Consider the following 14,219-nt stretch of genomic DNA (forward strand, 5'->3'; position numbering starts at 1 on the left):
AAAAAATAGCATAAAACCAGTCTCGACGTTGATCAATACCCCAGCGCAAAAACTTTGAAGATTCGAACATTGCACTTAGAAAATATAACTACGCTGAAATGCAAACAGCCTCGCTTTATCGTTGCAGTGATTCCTAAAGCCCAACGGAGCCAATTAAACCTATGCCAAGCAGGCATGTCACAAGGATGTCTTAATCGCTACTCCACGCAGCTACATGACTACAGAAAGATCCAATGAGTTCCGGCAATCAATCGTGACCACATGCCCCGAATTATCCGGCCGTGAACGCTTCAAAGCCCACCTCAGGAAGGTGGGAAGTGGAGAGCAAACCAGTCGTGGCATGAGCCGTGAAGAATCGGCTGATGCCTTGCATCTCATCCTTACAGCCCAAGCCAGCCCTGCTCAAATTGGCGCCTTCCTCATCGCCCATCGCATTCGTCGACCCGAGCCCCAGGAACTCGCCGGCATGCTCGATACATACAGAGTGCTTGGACCCAAACTGAAATCAGCCAATGGCCAGAAAAGACCCATTTGCTTTGGCATGCCATTCGACGGCCGCAAGCGAACAGCCCCGATTTATCCGCTCACAGCACTGGTCCTACTCAACGCTGGTCAACCCGTCGTCTTGCAAGGGGGGCAGCGTATGCCAATCAAATATGGCGTCACCACAGAAGAGTTATTCAAAGCCTTAGGGCTACAACTCCAAGGCCTATCAATAGCAAACCTAGAAGCTGGCTTTCAACAACATGGTCTGGCACTGATTTACCAGCCAGATCACTTCCCGCTAGCCGAAAGCTTGATCAGTTATCGCGACGACATCGGCAAGCGACCGCCTGTGGCCAGTTTGGAGCTGCTTTGGACAGCACATCAAGAAAAGCATTTGCTCGTCAGCGGCTTCGTGCATCCCCCCACCGAAGAGCGGGCCTGGAAAGCCCTTGCGCTAGCAGGTGAAACAAATCTCGTGACTGTGAAAGGGCTCGAAGGAAGCACAGACCTTCCCATCAGTCGAGCTTGCATCACATCACGAGTTCAAAATGGCAAGCCAGAACGACTCATCCTCCACCCCCGTAACCATGGCTGCTTTAGCAAAGACGTTGAGTGGAGCAACCTGACAGAGTGGAGCGGACAGGCAATGGAAGCTCTGCACAATCGCGGGCCATTAAGTCAGCCCCTCCTCTGGAATGCTGGTACCTACCTATGGTTAGCTGGCCTGGCCGACAACCTCGATGAAGGTATCGCTCATGCTGAAAAGTGTCTGCAATCAGGCTTAGCCCAAACCACGCTTGAGCAGCTCATTGCTTGGAGAGAAACCATCATTTGAAGCGAGCCTGTAGGTTTTTCGCCATGCGATAACGATCGAAACTCACACCTCCGATCTGAATCACTTCCTTAGCCATTTCAATCCAGCCCCACTTCAACAGCAAAGGGTGACTACACAAACTGGCTTCCGTCACCAAGATTAGCTCTCCTTCCTGCAAGGCTTCAGCTTCTACCTGTTCAAGCAACGCAGTGGCATGGCCACAACGAGCAGACCGGCCCCGGCAATACAGCAACGCCAAACGATCAGAGGGATAACGAAGAGCAAAAGCCTCAACCTCGTCGTTCTCAAGACTCAACCAACCTCGTCCTTCAATCAGTGGCCGATCCAGAACTCCTGGCAACCAAGCCAAGGCTGCCCAAGCACTGATCTGAACAGGGGAATACAAGCCTCCCCCTTGAGATTCAATCGCATCGGCATAAATCTCCCTGACAACAAAATGATCAGTTTTTGTAAGGGGTCTTAAGCGGCGACAAGTCACAAGAGCCTGCCATTTAGATCAATGGCGTCAAGTCTCTATGGGATCGTGACATTCATCCTGACTCATTCCCAATTGCGCCGACCACAGATTCCCATCTTTCTCTGTGCCTTTGTCACTCTGTTGAACGATCGCCTAGGTGAAACCCTCTTACTGCCATTACTTCCATACCTCCCAGGACGCTTCACAGACAGCGGCACAATCCTGGGGCTACTTGGAGGTACTTATGCATTGGCTCAATTCGTCGTGGCTCCCCTAATTGGAGCTCTCAGTGATCGTTTTGGCCGCAAACCAATTTTAACCGCTTGCGTTGCTGGCTCAGTAGTAGGCCTTGGCTTATTCGCTATCACAGTATGGATTGACTGGAACATACTTCCAGCCGCTTGGATCGGCATTGTTCCCCTGATCCTTCTCTTCTCAGCAAGAATCATCGATGGCGTTAGCGGTGGAACAGCAAGTAGCGCCACAGCAGTGCTTGCCGACATCTCAACACCTGAGAGCCGAGCAAAGGCATTCGGCCTGATTGGCGTTGCATTCGGCCTCGGGTTCATCTTGGGCCCTTATATCGGTGGCCGCTTAGCAGAGATCAATATTGCTCTACCCGGGATAGCCGCCACAGCCTTCGCAGTCGCGAACCTGCTTCTTGTGATCTATATCCTTCCCGAAACACACCCGCCAGCAGCTCGCAATTCCCTACCAAGCAAAAGACAACTCAACCCGATCACCCAACTAGCACAGATCTTTGCCAATCCATTAGTAAGCCGCCTTTGTTTCGCCTTCTTCCTGTTCTTCATGGCATTCAACGGTTTCACAGCTGTGCTGGTGCTTTACCTGAAGCAAGCCTTTTCATGGACAGTCAGTTTAGCGGGCCTGACCTTTGCAGTTGTAGGCGTGATCGCAATGGTGGTTCAAGGGCTGCTCATCGGTCCACTGGTTAAATCCTTCGGCGAATGGCGGCTCACCATTGCTGGCGTTGGCTTCGTCATTGCAGGCTGTCTGCTATTGCCCATGGCCAGTCAGCAGAATTCGATTTCTGTTGTATTCACTGCCGTATCGGTACTAGCCCTTGGCACAGGTCTAGTAGTGCCATGCTTGAGAGCCCTCGTCTCGAGACGCCTCGACAACGCAGGCCAAGGGGCAGTACTCGGTAGCCTTCAAGGCCTGCAGAGTCTAGGGACCTTCCTTGGGGCAGCGGCTGCAGGATTCGCCTACGACCAAATAGGCCCTCGCAGTCCCTTCTGGCTGGCCATCCTCGTACTAACGGGAGTTGTTGCCCTTGTTGCAGGAGGCCCACCTGCAAGCACAAGTAACACAACAATCAAACAATCATGATTGCTACTTTGCCTGGATAGTGGATCAACAAACTGGCATTCAATGAGTAATCCAGCAGTAGCTTCGGAGCACTACATCAACCGAGAGCTCAGCTGGATCTCCTTCAACGAAAGGGTCCTTGCTCAGGCACTGGATACGCGTACCCCGCTGCTGGAACAAGCCAAGTTCAGTGCCATCTTCAGCAACAACCTCGACGAATTCTTCATGGTTCGCGTGGCCTCCCTCAAAGCACAAGTGGAAGCCGGAATTACCAAAACCAGCGCAGACGGTCTAACCCCTCTTCAGCAGCTCCTCACGATCCGAGATCACCTTGTTCCGCTCATCGAGCAACAACAAGATCACTACCGTAAACACCTCAAAAACCAGCTAGTCGAGCATGGTGTTCACCTACTCGACTATGAGCAACTCAATCCAAAAGAACGCCTCTGGATTGACAATTATTTCCAGACAGCCATTTTCCCGGTGCTGACACCACTAGCCGTGGATCAAGCCCATCCCTTCCCTTTCGTTAGCAATCTCAGCCTCAACATTGCGACCCTGATCCTCGATCCGGAAACAGGCCAACAACAATTCGCCCGGGTCAAGATTCCACAAAAAACGATCCCTCGGTTTGTAGAGATACCTCCTGATCTAAGTGGCATCAATCCCAAACCAGTTCACACAGCAGTTCCATTGGAGCAAGTGGTGGCCTTCAACCTCAAATTGCTCTTCCCCGGGATGAAGATTGAAGAGCACTACTTCTTCCGAGTCACCCGCGATGCCGACCTTGAACTCAGGGACCTAGAAGCCGACGATCTCATGAGCGCCATGGAACAAGGCCTGCATAAGCGGCGGATGGGCGGAGAAGTGGTGAGACTCGAAGTGACAAACGAAATGCCCAAGAGAGTCGTTGAGATGCTGATTGAAGGTATGGCTGTTGAAGAAAAAGACCTTTATCGCATCGAGGGACTACTAGGCCTCGATGATCTATTCGGTCTCATGCGTTTACCTCTGGAACAACTCAAAGACCAACCCCACATTGGCCTGACCGCCAAAGTTCTCTCCCGCAGCCAGCGCAGAATGCTTGAAGACGAATCAATCAAAGAAGAAGAATTCAAAAGCATCTTCTCGGTGATTCGCCGCAAAGACATTCTCCTTCACCACCCATACGAACTGTTCGCGACCTCTGTAGAGGAATTCATCAATCAGGCAGCAGACGATCCCCTAGTCATGGGAATCAAGATCACGCTCTATCGGACATCTAAGGATTCCCCAATCATTGCGGCCCTGATCCGTGCAGCCGAACACGGAAAGCAGGTCATGGCTCTGGTTGAACTCAAGGCACGCTTCGATGAAGGCAACAATATTCAATGGGCCCGTCATCTAGAACGATCTGGCGTTCACGTTGTCTATGGCGTTTTAGGACTCAAAACCCACACAAAAACCATCTTGGTCGTTCGCAAAGAAAAAGAGCGGCTACGCAGCTACGTGCACATCGGCACAGGGAACTACAACTCGAAGACATCACGTCTCTATACCGATCTTGGTCTGCTCTCTGCAAGACCGGAACTCAGCCAAGATCTAGTCGAGCTATTCAATTATCTCACTGGCTTTTCAAAGCAACAAAGCTTCCGTCGACTGCTGGTGGCACCTGTCACCCTACGCAAGGGAATGGAATCACTCATCCTCCGCGAAATCGAACACGCCCGCGAAGGTAGAGGCGGACACATCCGCGCCAAGATGAATGCTCTGGTGGATCCAGCCATCATTAGCCTGCTCTACGAAGCTTCCCAAGTTGGAGTTCGCATCGAACTGATCATCCGCGGTATGTGCTGTCTCTACCCAGGGCGAAAAGGATTCAGCGAAAACATCAGCGTGATCAGCATCATCGGCCGGTTCCTGGAACACTCCCGTATCTTCTGGTTTGCCAATGACAACAACCCAGAGGTTTATATCGGCAGCGCAGACTTGATGCCTCGAAACCTAGACAGACGCGTGGAAGCCATTACTCCAATTGAAGAACCAGAGCAAAAGGAACACCTAGAGCGACTGCTGAACCTCTACCTAAACGACAACCGCGAAGCATGGGATATGCAGAGCGATGGCAGCTTTTTACAGCGCCAACCCAATCCCAATAGTGAAGAACATCGTGCACAGCAACAGCTGATCAACCTTTGGCAACAAGGCATCCCAGCAGCGTGAAACTCGATGCCTCACGAGACCATAACTGTGAGAAAGTGCTCTTTGCTACCTAAAAAGGAATAATCAGCATGCAAAACAGTTTTTTTACTTAGAAGCAGAAGCAACCAATCAACTGATCGCTCTCATGGGCTAACAAAAACTTTTTGCTTCAACCAAGTTTCTAAGCTCTATGAGTGCTACATTCCGCGCAAATCTAATTTAGGAGGCCAGGGTGATGGGGATCCCTCTGGAATCTGCGAAGGGTGCTTCACTCACGCCTTCGTCAGAAGTTGTATTACCGTCTACATCTAAGCAACGTTCAGAAACAGCGAATCGATCTGGCCGTAACGGGCAAGCATCCCGTAATCAAAATCGCCAAGGTGGTCGTTTGGGTACTGATGCGATCGGGTTCTACCTGAGCAGCATTGGACGCGTGCCTTTGCTGACCGCAGCTGAGGAAATTGAGCTTGCCCACCATGTGCAAGCGATGAAGGAATTGCTGGAGTTACCAGAGCAAGACCAAACGCCACGACAACGCCACAAAATTCGCATGGGCAAACGCGCCCGTGACCGCATGATGTCAGCCAACCTCCGGCTCGTGGTAAGCGTTGCCAAAAAATATCAAAATCAGGGCCTTGAACTCCTTGACCTAGTCCAAGAAGGAGCCATTGGTCTCGAACGTGCTGTCGACAAGTTCGATCCAGCCATGGGTTATAAGTTCTCCACCTACGCCTATTGGTGGATTCGTCAAGGGATGACCAGGGCCATCGACAACAGTGCCCGCACCATCCGTCTACCCATCCACATCAGCGAAAAACTCTCCAAGATGCGACGCATCTCAAGAGAACTTTCCCATCGCTTCGGCCGTCAACCAAATCGATTGGAGTTAGCCCATGCCATGGGTATTCAACCCCAAGACCTTGAGGATCTCATCGCTCAAAGCGCTCCTTGCGCATCCCTCGATGCCCATGCCCGCGGAGAAGAAGACCGCAGCACCCTAGGTGAACTGATCCCCGACCCCGATGGGGCCGAACCAATGGAAGGCCTAGATCGCAGCATCCAAAAGGAACACCTAGGAGGTTGGCTATCTCAGCTCAATGAACGTGAACAGAAAATCCTGCGCTTGCGCTTCGGTCTAGATGGTGAAGAACCACTGACCCTCGCTGAAATCGGGCGGCAAATCAGCGTCTCACGAGAACGCGTACGACAGTTGGAGGCCAAAGCCATTCTCAAGCTACGGATGATGACCAACCATCAACAAGCTGCATGAAATAAGTCTTGGGGTATATCAACTCTCTGGTTGCCATTGCATGCTGGATAGCTTTTGTGCTTTCAGCTGCTGTGGTTTGCAGGGTCCGCTGGCCTAACCAACGAGAACTAAGTCGCAAGATCGTTCACATCGGTACTGGCCCAGTGATCCCTTTGGCCTGGTGGCTCGGGATCCCATCGGATTGGGCGATTCCAATGGCAATTCTCATTACCATTGTGATCCTCATCAACCACCGCTGGCGCTTACTACCAGCTATTGAAGACGTCAATCGACATAGCTACGGCACAGTCGCATACGCTCTAACAATCACCCTGTTGCTAATTTTCTTCTGGCCAGAAAATGCTGCAGCGGTCTGCTCCGGAGTGCTTGTGATGGCTTTCGGCGATGGGTTAGCTGGCCTCATCGGTCGCAAAGTACGCTCACCCAATTGGTTGATATGGGGTCAACGCAAATCAATCGCAGGCACTCTTACCATGGCTGTGATAACCCTCATCATTCTGTTCACTCTAAGCCTGCTCATTGACGCTAACTTCCATCCCCTACGCATCTTCGCCGTCACAGGCCTTGCCGTTGGACTAGAGCAACTAAGTCGCTGGGGTATCGACAACCTCACTGTGCCGATGGGAGTTGCAGTCGCCTGGTCATGGATGACAGCAATCTAAAGGCTGATCAAGTTATTGGTGACAACGTCACTGAAGCCACTGCAGCCGCCAAATCCTCAAGGAGAGTTGCCGTTGTCTCTATATCGATACAAGCATCCGTAATGCTTTGACCATAGACAAGAGTAGAGAGGTCTTCAGGCAACTTCTGATTGCCCTCGACAAGATGACTTTCCAACATCACACCCATGAGATGGGTTGATCCTTGGCGTACCTGAGTAGCAACAGCCTGAAGCACCTCTGACTGTCGCCGAAAATCTTTCTTCGAATTGTCATGGCTGCAATCCACCATCAACCGATCAACCAAGCCAGCCTTCACTAATTCTTTTGCAACCTCTTCCACCGCTTCGGGATGGTAATTGGTACAGCCATTACCTCCCCGCAACACGAGATGGCCATCAGGGTTTCCAGTGGTATGCACAATCGAAGCCTGACCCTGCCGATTGATCCCAAGAAAATGATGCGGTCTAGATGCTGCCTGCATCGCATGGATCGCAATCTTGGCACTGCCATCGGTACCGTTTTTGTAACCGACGGGCATTGACAATCCAGAAGCCATCTCCCGATGGGTCTGACTCTCAGTGGTTCTGGCTCCAATCGCCGTCCAACTGATCAAATCAGCGATGTATTGAGGCACAACCGGATCCAGCAATTCAGTGGCCGTCGGCATACCCTCGCGAGCAAGGTCGAGCAACAACGACCGCGCACGCCTCAAGCCAGTGTTGATGTCATAGGAACCATCGAGATGGGGATCATTGATGAGACCTTTCCAGCCAACTGTGGTGCGAGGTTTTTCGAAATAGACCCGCAAAACCACCTCCAACTGGGCGGCATATCGCTGTCGCAATGGCTCCAACTGACGGGCATAGTCCCTTGCAGAGGCAATGTCATGAACCGAGCAGGGACCAACAATCACCAGCAAGCGGGGATCCTCACCACGCAGAATTGCCTGGATGCGCTTACGAGTATCTGCAACGGTTTTGAGAGCCACTAGATCGAGGGGCAGCTCCTGATGAAGCAAGAGGGGCGACACCAACGGCCGCGTATCCACCACATGCAAGTCGGAGGTGGTGGTCATTTCGCCAGAATTCATGACAACCCAGGCTAGGAAACCAGCAAGGTGGCAGCATCCGGTAATTGCATTTCAATATCGATCTCCTGCCAGGATGGATCGACGGCAAATAACAATAGAAGGGCCATAACCGCTGCCGAGGAATCACCCCAATGCTGAGTGCTTATCGCCAGCTCGCCGCCGAACGTGACGCCCAGGGCATCCCCCCCCTGCCCCTCACTGCCGAGCAAACCCAAGCACTCACCTTACTTTTACAGAATCCACCAGCAGGAGACACCTCTGAACTGCTTTACCTGCTGCGTGAGCGCATCCCCCCAGGAGTAGATGAAGCTGCCTACGTGAAAGCAACCTGGCTGAGTGCTATCGCCCAGGGAAACAGCAAGAGCCCACTCATTACTCCCTTAGAAGCCACAAAACTGCTAGGCACGATGATTGGGGGGTACAACGTTGCAGCTCTGATTGAGCTGCTTCAACACAATGACCACGAGCTAGCTGAATGCGCCGCTACAGGTCTGAGTCGCACCCTGCTCGTCTACGACGCTATCCATGACGTTATCGAGCTAGCTGAAACCAATCGCTTCGCCAAACAAGTTGTAGACAGCTGGGCCGCCGCTGAATGGTTCACCTCAAAACCAGTCTTAGCCAAAGAGATCACAGTCACAGTCTTCAAAGTTGATGGTGAAACCAATACCGACGATCTATCCCCCGCCACCCATGCCACCACCCGACCAGACATCCCCCTGCATGCTCTGGCCATGCTGGAAACACGGGATCCCAATGCCCTTGCCACGATCATCAGCCTGAAGGCAAAAGGCCATCCCATTGCCTACGTGGGCGATGTGGTGGGTACGGGCAGTTCTCGTAAATCAGCAATCAATTCGGTGCTTTGGCACATAGGAGCCGATATCCCTTACGTACCCAACAAGCGATCCGGCGGCGTCATCCTTGGCGGCAAAATCGCTCCCATTTTCTTCAACACAGCGGAAGACTCCGGCGCCCTACCAATCGAATGTGATGTCAGTCAGCTGCAAAGTGGCGATGTGATCACCATCCGTCCACATGCCGGCACCATCGAACGGGCCTTCGGAGAAGACAAAGCAGGCGAAATCGTGGCTCACTTCAAGCTCAAACCAATCACCATCAGAGACGAAGTGCGCGCGGGTGGGCGTATCTCCCTACTGATCGGCAGAGCACTAACCGACAAAGTGCGTTCTCAATTTGGACTGTCAACATCCGATCTATTCGTGCGCCCAGGAGACACTCCTGAAACGGGCAAGGGGTATACCCAGGCCCAAAAAATCGTTGGTCTTGCTTGTGGTCTCGAAGGAATACGACCAGGGACCAGTTGCGAACCGCTGATGACAACTGTAGGCAGCCAAGACACAACTGGACCAATGACTCGGGACGAAATGAAGGAGCTCGCCTGCCTTGGATTTGCAGCAGATCTGGTCATGCAAAGCTTCTGCCACACCGCTGCCTACCCGAAGCCTGTAGATCTACAAACCCAGAAAGAACTTCCCGATTTCTTCGCCCAGCGTGGTGGAGTAGCACTTCATCCAGGCGATGGGATCATCCACAGCTGGCTGAACCGCATGCTTCTGCCAGACACAGTGGGAACAGGCGGCGATAGCCACACTCGTTTCCCCTTAGGCATTTCTTTCCCCGGAGGTTCTGGCGTGGTGGCTTTTGCTGCAGCCATCGGTGCCATGCCCCTAGACATGCCGGAATCTGTACTGGTTCGTTTCAGCGGCTCACTACAGAGCGGCATCACACTGCGTGACGTCGTCAATGCGATCCCCTTGATCGCGATTCAAGAAGGTCTACTCAGCGTGGAAAAAGCGAAAAAGCTCAATGTCTTTAGCGGCAAAATCATGGAAATCGAAGGATTACCTGATCTGAAGCTGGAGCAAGCCTTTGAACTAACCGATTCCACTGCTGAACGTTCCTGCGCTGGCTGCACGATCAAACTGTCTGAATCAACGGTTGCTGAATACCTTCGCAGCAATATTGCATTGCTAAAAAACATGATTGCCCGCGGTTATCAGGATGCTCGCACCCTGGCAAGACGTATCAAAGCCATGGAAGCTTGGCTAGCAAAGCCAGAATTAATTAGCGCTGATCAAAACGCAGAGTATGCCGAAATCATCAATATCAATCTCGACGAACTCAAAGAACCCGTACTGGCCTGTCCCAACGATCCCGACAATGTAAAACTACTCAGTGAGGTTGCAAACAATCCAGTGCAGGAAGTCTTTATCGGCTCCTGTATGACCAACATCGGCCACTACAGAGCTGCGGCAAAAATTCTTGAAGGGTCTGGAACCAGCAAAGCTCGCCTATGGGTTTGCCCACCAACAAGAATGGATGAAGCCATGCTTCAAGAAGAGGGTTACTACAAAATCTTCGAAGGGGCAGGGAGCCGAATGGAAATGCCTGGTTGTTCATTATGTATGGGCAATCAAGCACGCGTGGAAGACAACACAACCGTTTTCTCCACAAGCACTCGAAACTTCAACAATCGACTAGGCCAAGGAGCCCAGGTCTATTTAGGCAGTGCTGAGTTGGCAGCAGTATGTGCATTATTAGGCAGAATCCCTACACCAAAAGAATATCTTTCGATCGCAACAGAAAAAATCGATCCCCTCTCATCTAAGCTTTATCGCTATCTAAATTTCAACCAGATTGATGGCTTTGCAGATCAAGGGCGCGTCGTAAGTAAAGACATACAAGCAGAAGTTCTTGCAGAGTTTTCACCCACCAATGGCCATGCCGAATGATCTAAACCGGCAACAAAATCTGATCCAGTCCAGTCGCAGCATCCGCAAACTCTTAGAGCAGCGCTGGTTTGTGGTTGTGCTGGCTCTGATGCTTACGGGCCTTGGAGCTGCCCTCACAGGAGTGCTTTTCAAAGCTGGTATCTATAGCCTCGCCAAGTGGCGATTCCAGCTTCTTGAACTTCTTCCGCCATGGATCGTTCTACCAGCCCTAGGTGCCACAGGAGGCTTGGTTTCTGGGTTGCTTGTTTCCCGTCTAGCCCCCTCTGCGAGCGGTTCAGGGGTGAGCCACATCATGGCGTTTTTACGCCATCGATCCGTACCAATGGGCTTGAGGGTTGGGATGGTCAAGCTAGTCGCAGGAGTTATCGCCATCGGCAGTGGTTTTCCACTTGGTCCAGAAGGACCAGCAGTGCAAATGGGAGGCTCTGTCGCTTGGAAATTTGCTCAATGGTTAAAGGCACCAATCGCCTTTCGCCGAGTCATTGTCGCTGCTGGAGGTGGAGCAGGTCTAGCCGCTATTTTCAGTGCGCCAATTGGAGGCTTTGTTTATGTAATTGAAGAGCTACTTCATTCTGCAAAACCTGCAGTCTTGCTGCTGGTGGTTGTCACCACCTTCTGGGCTGATACTTGGGCAGATGTGTTCGGATTTCTAGGACTAAGTCCATCCGCTGGAAGTCTTAGCAAAGGCGTGGGCTTTCAACTGGAACGTGAATACACACCCCTAGTGCACTTTCTACCAATCGACCTGGGCTACCTAATCGCCCTTGGTTTGGTCACTGGAGTCTTGGCGGAGTTTTACTGCCGCTACGTCCTAGCGATGCAACGCAAAGGTAAAACCTGGTTCGGCAATCGACTCGTTTTAAGGATGGTCCTCAGTGGTGGAGTACTCGGAGGGGTTTATGCAGCTCTTCCTGAGAGCTTTAGGAATTTGGACAACCTCCAAGATCTGGTCGGTGGAGGAGAAGCTGGTCCTCTGATGGCTCTCAGCACCTTCGTCGTGCTGTTTTTCACTACCGGGCTAGCAGCTGCCTCAGGAGCACCAGGAGGCTTATTTGTTCCGATGCTGACCCTAGGAGGAGCAATCGGCCTGGCCTGTGGAGACTGGGCAGAAATGCTCACTGGCCATGCACCCAGTACCTTCATTTTTGCAGGCATGGGAGCGTTCGTAGCCAGCTGCTCACGCACACCGATCACGGCCATGTTTTTGGCCTTCGCACTAACAAAAGATTTGCTAATCCTTAAACCAATACTAGTGGCATGCCTATCGAGCTTTCTCGTCGCTCGCCTCTTTAATGAACACTCAATTTATGAGCGCCAAATCAACTTAGAGCATTTAGAAGAAGATAAATCATTCCAACAATCTAGTTGAGACAATAACAATTTATGCTTCTACATGGGTACAGTGAATCCCACTCCTACAAACGAACAAAATAAAGTGCCATCGACTCTTACTCAGCGGTAATTAAAGCGGCATGGATATCACTTTTTAAGCACTTAAGCAAAGAGAAGGATCCGTCGATTTTGCCCGTTACTTTAATGAGAGCACCTGGGCCTATGGATTCTCAACTGCCAAAGGCGATGAACAGTTATTTGCCTTACATCGCTATAGCGCAGATGGCTTTGCCTGGAGCATATAAGTTCTGACTAAATTCTCCAAGTAGCAATATAGAGTCTCGCCCACCTGAACCACTCTGACAGAGCAAATCTAGCTCTTCAAGCATTCCAGAATGCTAAACGCCGAAATGAGCTTATTTTATTTATAGCCTAATCATTGTGAACAGGCTAAAACATTCTATAACTCCATCCAATTCTCTAATGCTCAATCTGGTGTTAACAGGATGAACGAAATAGCAAAAATAAAGCAAACCTCATCCTAAGTAGAAATATCAGATTTGTATCATCACAAGAACTGCTCAAAAGCAGCGAATACATAATCATAAGGGTCCTGAAAAACAAAGCTTAATTTGGTGAGTCTGCCATCGCTCTCAGGATAATTGGCAAACCCTACAGTCGCATCACCATAGAGCGAATTACCTGTAGTCAAAACACTTTCAGTGCCATCACTACTGCGGGTTATATCAAGATCTTGCCAAAGGGCTTCTGTGTTGAAATCACCTCTCCTATTCCGTTTGACAGTAACAACAGAAGCAATTGTCTCATCACCCTTATCGTTAAGGGCAACACTTGTAGCAGGCAGTTGGTAATCGCCCGCCCTAGTGCGATAGATACCCTCAAAATGACTAACAAGCTCTCCCTTATCGCCATTTCGATACGGGAAGCTAGTGTAATTAGCAAACTCACCTGTAATGCTGTCGTAGTCAATAAGATAAGCCTCGCCTACCTCCACTCTTCCACTATCTTCTGATGTATGTGGATCTACCTCACCAGAGCCGCCCGCGATTGTGTAAGTATTGTCGCCATTGTGCAGATGCCATAAGCCGTATGAGTCACGAATGGGTTGCGATCACCTGGAAAACGAATAGGTATTTGCTCGCCTGAATCAACATCAACAATGAAAGCCGTAGAACTCAAGCTGAAATAACTCGTGAGGTCATCCACCTCTGCATTATCCGTATTGCCAACCGCCAAGCCACCATCCACCTAATGCACAAATGTGTACGTGCCCGGCGTTCCTAACTGTATTATACCTTGTACAGAGCGCCAACCACGATCGATCGAACCATCAACCTTACCTGAATATGTAAAGCCAACAATGGATGGTTCTGTAGCGGAAGGACTTTGACCATCAAGATCACGTGTATAAGCCCCAACAAAATTCACTTTTTTACCAGACAAATTGTCAGGTCCATACACACTGATGCCAGCTGCATCAAAGCGCTTAGGAACAGCAACCGTGCTCCATGTACCAGATCCACTAATACCGTTGTTTTCAACCTTGTCTAAAGGTCCTTGATAAACAAGCCCCACAGGCGTAGGGCCTGGTGAATTATTCGCACCAACTAACAGGTATTGGCCTGGCTTATCACCACCTTTAAGCCCCTGCAAATAAGTAACTACGCCTGATTTGTTCCCCGGATTATACTGAAAAGGTGAGATAGTTCTGACTTGAGGCATGATCAATCAAAATGCATGATCACTTGTTATTCTAGACATGTAAATGCTCCTCTTTAACTAAATACTTATTGAAGCAAT

At 50.7% G+C, this 14,219-nt stretch carries 12 protein-coding genes; 7 read left to right on the forward strand and 5 right to left on the reverse strand.

Annotated features, from left to right (window positions below; genetic code table 11):
• Positions 1 to 214 precede the first annotated feature (214 nt).
• A complete protein-coding gene (locus SIB79_RS11600) occupies positions 215 to 1,321 on the forward strand; it encodes an anthranilate phosphoribosyltransferase family protein (RefSeq protein ID WP_063404420.1) in 1,107 nt (368 codons plus the stop codon).
• Here the strand turns inward: SIB79_RS11600 and SIB79_RS11605 are convergent.
• Positions 1,314 to 1,799: a GNAT family N-acetyltransferase gene (locus SIB79_RS11605; protein ID WP_063404418.1), complete on the reverse strand. Its 486-nt coding sequence runs from the start codon at positions 1,797 to 1,799 to the stop codon at positions 1,314 to 1,316. The two genes, SIB79_RS11600 and SIB79_RS11605, sit on opposite strands and share 8 nt — an antisense overlap.
• A gap of 21 nt (positions 1,800 to 1,820) precedes the next feature.
• Here SIB79_RS11605 and SIB79_RS11610 point away from each other — a divergent pair, with 21 nt between their 5' ends.
• The 4 genes from SIB79_RS11610 (at position 1,821) to SIB79_RS11625 (ending at position 7,220) form a co-directional block, all read left to right on the forward strand.
• Positions 1,821 to 3,128, forward strand: a complete 1,308-nt coding sequence (locus tag SIB79_RS11610) for an MFS transporter (RefSeq protein WP_063404416.1) — start codon at positions 1,821 to 1,823, stop codon at positions 3,126 to 3,128.
• 42 nt (positions 3,129 to 3,170) lie between these two features.
• Positions 3,171 to 5,309, forward strand: a complete 2,139-nt coding sequence (gene ppk1, locus SIB79_RS11615) for a polyphosphate kinase 1 (RefSeq protein ID WP_063405322.1) — start codon at positions 3,171 to 3,173, stop codon at positions 5,307 to 5,309.
• Between the two features lie 214 nt (positions 5,310 to 5,523).
• Positions 5,524 to 6,558: an RpoD/SigA family RNA polymerase sigma factor gene (locus tag SIB79_RS11620; RefSeq protein WP_063404414.1), complete on the forward strand. Its 1,035-nt coding sequence runs from the start codon at positions 5,524 to 5,526 to the stop codon at positions 6,556 to 6,558.
• Positions 6,559 to 6,614: 56 nt separating this feature from the next.
• Complete coding sequence (locus SIB79_RS11625; protein ID WP_231901444.1) at positions 6,615 to 7,220, forward strand: diacylglycerol/polyprenol kinase family protein; 606 nt, start codon at positions 6,615 to 6,617, stop codon at positions 7,218 to 7,220.
• A gap of 7 nt (positions 7,221 to 7,227) precedes the next feature.
• Here the strand turns inward: SIB79_RS11625 and SIB79_RS11630 are convergent, their stop codons facing one another.
• Positions 7,228 to 8,295, reverse strand: coding sequence for a 3-deoxy-7-phosphoheptulonate synthase (locus SIB79_RS11630; RefSeq protein ID WP_041385306.1), 1,068 nt, complete (start codon positions 8,293 to 8,295; stop codon positions 7,228 to 7,230).
• 146 nt (positions 8,296 to 8,441) lie between these two features.
• Between SIB79_RS11630 and acnB the strand changes: the two genes are divergently transcribed.
• Entirely contained in the window at positions 8,442 to 11,066 is a 2,625-nt protein-coding gene (gene acnB / locus SIB79_RS11635) for a bifunctional aconitate hydratase 2/2-methylisocitrate dehydratase (protein WP_063404412.1), read from the forward strand.
• Positions 11,050 to 12,435, forward strand: a complete 1,386-nt coding sequence (locus SIB79_RS11640; protein ID WP_063404409.1) for a ClC family H(+)/Cl(-) exchange transporter — start codon at positions 11,050 to 11,052, stop codon at positions 12,433 to 12,435. Before acnB ends, SIB79_RS11640 begins: the two co-directional genes overlap by 17 nt.
• A 531-nt stretch (positions 12,436 to 12,966) precedes the next feature.
• Here SIB79_RS11640 and SIB79_RS11645 read toward each other — a convergent pair.
• Genes SIB79_RS11645 through SIB79_RS11655 form a run of 3 tightly spaced genes read right to left on the reverse strand, consistent with a single transcriptional unit; the run spans position 12,967 to position 14,141 of the window.
• A complete protein-coding gene (locus SIB79_RS11645; RefSeq protein ID WP_063404406.1) occupies positions 12,967 to 13,413 on the reverse strand; it encodes a hypothetical protein in 447 nt (148 codons plus the stop codon).
• A gap of 29 nt (positions 13,414 to 13,442) precedes the next feature.
• Complete coding sequence (locus SIB79_RS11650) at positions 13,443 to 13,667, reverse strand: hypothetical protein (RefSeq protein ID WP_063404404.1); 225 nt, start codon at positions 13,665 to 13,667, stop codon at positions 13,443 to 13,445.
• Complete coding sequence (locus tag SIB79_RS11655; protein ID WP_063404399.1) at positions 13,668 to 14,141, reverse strand: hypothetical protein; 474 nt, start codon at positions 14,139 to 14,141, stop codon at positions 13,668 to 13,670.
• Between the last annotated feature and the right edge of the window lie 78 nt (positions 14,142 to 14,219).

This window comes from Prochlorococcus sp. MIT 1342 (genome assembly GCF_047304495.1).
In the GTDB taxonomy this organism is placed as follows: domain Bacteria; phylum Cyanobacteriota; class Cyanobacteriia; order PCC-6307; family Cyanobiaceae; genus Prochlorococcus; species Prochlorococcus marinus_D.

Coding starts and splice junctions, on each gene's coding strand:
- SIB79_RS11640 (WP_063404409.1), top strand. CDS start 11,050: ATGGCCATGCCGAATGATCTAAACCGGCAACAAAATCTGATCCAGTCC.
- SIB79_RS11655 (WP_063404399.1), bottom strand. CDS start 14,141: ATGCCTCAAGTCAGAACTATCTCACCTTTTCAGTATAATCCGGGGAAC.
- SIB79_RS11610 (WP_063404416.1), top strand. CDS start 1,821: ATGGCGTCAAGTCTCTATGGGATCGTGACATTCATCCTGACTCATTCC.
- ppk1 (WP_063405322.1), top strand. CDS start 3,171: ATGAGTAATCCAGCAGTAGCTTCGGAGCACTACATCAACCGAGAGCTC.
- SIB79_RS11620 (WP_063404414.1), top strand. CDS start 5,524: ATGGGGATCCCTCTGGAATCTGCGAAGGGTGCTTCACTCACGCCTTCG.
- acnB (WP_063404412.1), top strand. CDS start 8,442: ATGCTGAGTGCTTATCGCCAGCTCGCCGCCGAACGTGACGCCCAGGGC.
- SIB79_RS11600 (WP_063404420.1), top strand. CDS start 215: ATGACTACAGAAAGATCCAATGAGTTCCGGCAATCAATCGTGACCACA.
- SIB79_RS11630 (WP_041385306.1), bottom strand. CDS start 8,295: ATGACCACCACCTCCGACTTGCATGTGGTGGATACGCGGCCGTTGGTG.